Here is a 2,936-nt window from a genome sequence, read left to right as displayed (position 1 = left end):
GCGGCTCGCCCCTGCGGCCGCCCCGCGACCCCGCCCCCGCCGCCCCCGGTCTTAGTGGCACGCCGACCAGCCCGCAACCGCCGCAACCGCCGCAACCGCCGCAACCACAAAATGCCAGCACCGCGGGCATTTGCTAAACTCCGCGCCCCAGTTTCCAACGCACTGCGAGCCCCCACATGGCGCAATACGTCTACAGCATGAACCGGGTCGGCAAGGTCGTGCCGCCCAAAAAAGAGATCCTCAAGGATATCTCCCTGTCCTTTTTCCCCGGCGCCAAGATCGGCGTCCTCGGCCTGAATGGCGCCGGCAAGTCGACGCTGCTGAAAATCATGGCCGGCATCGACACCGACATCCTCGGCGAGGCGCGGCCGCAGCCCGGGATCAAGATCGGTTACCTGCCCCAGGAACCGCAGCTCAACCCCGACAAAGACGTGCGTGGCAACGTCGAAGAAGGCCTGCAGGACGCGATCGATGCGCTGGCGGACCTCGAGAAAGTCTATGCGGCCTACGCCGAGCCCGACGCCGACTTCGACGCGCTGGCCAAAGAGCAGGCCCGCCTCGAGGATATTATCCAGGCCACCGACGCGCACAACCTCGACACCAAACTCGAGATCGCCGCCGACGCCCTGCGCCTGCCGCCCTGGGACGCGGACGTGGAGACCCTCTCCGGCGGTGAGCGGCGTCGGGTGGCGCTGTGCCGGCTGCTGCTCTCCGGGCCCGACATGCTGCTCCTCGACGAGCCCACCAACCACCTCGACGCCGAAAGCGTCGGCTGGCTCGAGCGCTTTCTGCACGACTTCCCCGGCACCGTGGTGGCCATCACCCACGACCGCTACTTCCTCGACAACGCCGCCGGCTGGATCCTCGAGCTGGACCGCGGCCGCGGCATTCCCTACGAAGGCAACTACTCGGCCTGGCTCGAGACCAAAGAACAGCGCCTGGCCCAGGAGCAGCGCCAGGAGCAGTCACACCAGAAGGCGATCAAGGCCGAGCTGGAGTGGGTGCGCTCGAACCCGAAGGGACGCCAGGCCAAGAACAAGGCCCGCCTGGCGCGCTTCGAGGAGCTGCAGAGCCAGGAATTCCAGAGCCGCAACGAGACCAATGAGATCTACATCCCGCCGGGCCCGCGCCTGGGGGACAAGGTCATAGAGGTGAAAAACCTGAAGAAGGGCTTCGGCGACCGGCTGCTCTTCGACGACGTGACCTTCTCCGTGCCCAAGGGCAGCATCGTCGGCATCATCGGCGCCAACGGCATGGGCAAGTCGACGCTGTTCCGCATCCTCACCGGGGCCGAGCAGCCGGACGGCGGCACCGTCGAGCTCGGCGAAACCGTGGAGCTGGCCTACGTGGACCAGTCCCGGGATGATCTCGAAGGCAACAAGACGGTCTGGGAGGAGATCTCCAACAGCCAGGACATTATCCGCATCGGCAGCTACGAGGTGAACTCGCGCTCCTACGTCGGCCGCTTCAACTTCAAGGGCTCCGACCAGCAGAAGTTCGTCAAGGACCTCTCCGGCGGTGAGCGCAACCGCCTGCACCTGGCCAAGCTGCTGAAGCAGGGCGCCAACGTGCTGCTCCTCGACGAGCCCACCAACGATCTCGACGTGGAGACCCTGCGGGCGCTGGAAGAGGCGCTGCTGGCCTTCCCCGGGGCGGCGCTGGTGATCTCCCACGACCGCTGGTTCCTCGATCGCGTCGCCACGCACATCCTCGCCTACGAGGACGATGGCAGCGTGGTCTTCCACGAAGGCAACTTCACCGAGTACGAGGAAGACCGCAAGGCCCGCCTCGGGGCGGCGGCGGAGCAACCGCACCGGGTCAAGTACCGCAAGCTGAAGTAAGCCCGTGAAACGGGTCATCTTCGACACGGACATCGGCATCGACGATGCCATGGCCCTGCTTTTTCTCCACTTTGCGCCCGGGGCGGAGCTGGCGGCGATCACCACCGTCGCCGGCAACGCCAGCCTCGACAACGTCACCCGCAATGCGCTGGTGGTGGCCGAGCGCTTCGGCATCGACGCGCCGGTCTTCCGCGGTGCCACCGGCCCCCTGGGGGATGCCCTCGGCGAGGGCTACCCGGACTTCGTGCACGGCGCCAACGGCCTCGGCGACATCCCCCTCCCCGCGCCGGCGCGACGGGCCGAGGCGCTGCCTGCGGCCGAAGCCATCGTCGCGCTGGCGCGGCAGCAGCCCGGGGAGCTTTCCCTGGTGGCCGTGGGACGGCTCACCAACCTCGCGGCCGCGCTGGCCCTGGAGCCGGCGCTGCCCGGCCTGCTCAAGGAGCTGGTGGTCATGGGCGGCGTGTTCGGTTTTCACGGACACCGGGGCAATGTCTCGCCGGTGACCGAGGCGAACTTCGGCGGCGACCCGCTGGCCGCGGACCGGGTCCTCGGCGCCGGCATTGCCACCACCGTGGTGGGCCTGGACGTGACTGAGGAAACGGTCATGGACGAGGCCTTCATCGACGCCCTGGTGGCGCGCGCAGGGGACGCCGGCGCCTTTATCCACGCCATCACCCGCTTCTACTTCGACTTCTACGAGGGCCTGGGCAAAGGGCGCCAGTGCCCGATTCACGATTCCTCCGCCGTCGCCTGCCTGCTTGACCCGGCGCTCTACGAGACCGCCGAGGGGCCCGTGCGGGTGGTCACGGAAGGCGTGGCCCTGGGCCAGAGCATCCTCGGCGAGCACCCGCAGCGTTATCTGTCGGACGCCTGGCGCGATCGGCCGCCGTGCCGGGTCGCCCGGACTGTCACGGCCGGGGCCGTGCGGGCCCTTTACCTCGACTGCCTCGCCCACGGGCGGGCCTAGGGAAACAGCGGGCGGAGAGCGGCGACCCTCGGGCCCGATCGAGCCCGGGGAGCCCCGCGCACAAGGGCGCGTGCTGCTGCGAGGGGTGCGGCACCGCCGCCGCGACGCAGGCCGAAGGCCCGCAGCAC

Annotated in this window: 2 protein-coding genes; both read left to right on the top strand. The window is 68.8% G+C overall.

The features are described 5' to 3' along the window. The first annotated feature begins 176 nt into the window (after positions 1-176). Positions 177-1,841 carry an energy-dependent translational throttle protein EttA gene (ettA, locus tag HRUBRA_RS14435; protein ID WP_035518359.1) on the top strand — a complete coding sequence of 555 codons (1,665 nt, stop codon included), beginning with the start codon at positions 177-179 and terminating at the stop codon, positions 1,839-1,841. Positions 1,842-1,845: 4 nt separating this feature from the next. Then, a complete protein-coding gene (locus HRUBRA_RS14430) occupies positions 1,846-2,808 on the top strand; it encodes a nucleoside hydrolase (protein ID WP_035518356.1) in 963 nt (320 codons plus the stop codon). The last annotated feature ends 128 nt before the right edge of the window (positions 2,809-2,936 follow it).

The sequence above is a fragment of the Pseudohaliea rubra DSM 19751 genome (genome assembly GCF_000764025.1).
GTDB classification, from domain to species: domain Bacteria; phylum Pseudomonadota; class Gammaproteobacteria; order Pseudomonadales; family Halieaceae; genus Pseudohaliea; species Pseudohaliea rubra.
The sequence above is the reverse complement of the archived record's forward strand: the minus strand, read 5'-3'. Positions and strand labels throughout refer to the sequence as shown.

Excerpts from the sequence above, each read along its gene's own strand:
- ettA (WP_035518359.1), top strand. The coding sequence starts at position 177 with ATGGCGCAATACGTCTACAGCATGAACCGGGTCGGCAAGGTCGTGCCG.